This is a genomic window from Curtobacterium sp. P97, assembly GCF_023712445.1.
GTDB lineage: Bacteria > Actinomycetota > Actinomycetes > Actinomycetales > Microbacteriaceae > Curtobacterium.
On sequence record NZ_JAMAYF010000208.1, the window covers coordinates 1 to 398 of the forward strand.

Here is a 398-nt window from a genome sequence, read left to right on the forward strand (position 1 = left end):
GGCCGAGGCTCACACCCGGCGCACAGAACGACCCCATCACCTGCACAGCGGGTGTCCCGAGGGTTGCGGCATGACCACTCCGACGCTGACCCCAGCACCCACCACCACCGTCGACCCCGGGCCGCCGCACCCGGACAACTCACCCGCAGACCCCCGTACGGCGGATCTCGCCCCGCCCGGTCGGGACATCTCGCCCTGGATCGTCCGGGGCAGCCTGGTGCTGCTCCTGGTCGCCACCGGCGCCTTGTACCTGTGGAACCTGTCGGCCTCGGGCTACGCCAACTCGTTCTACTCCGCGGCCGCGCAGGCCGGTTCGCAGAGCTGGAAGGCGTTCTTCTACGGCTCCCTCGACGCCGGCAACGCGATCACCGTGGACAAGCCACCGGCCTCGCTGTGGC

1 pseudogene is annotated in these 398 nt (G+C 70.9%); it reads left to right on the forward strand.

Annotation, left to right across the window (positions count from 1 at the left end):
* Positions 1 to 70: 70 nt before the first annotated feature.
* Positions 71 to 398, forward strand: a pseudogene (locus M3677_RS17685) (glycosyl transferase); the annotation flags it as partial.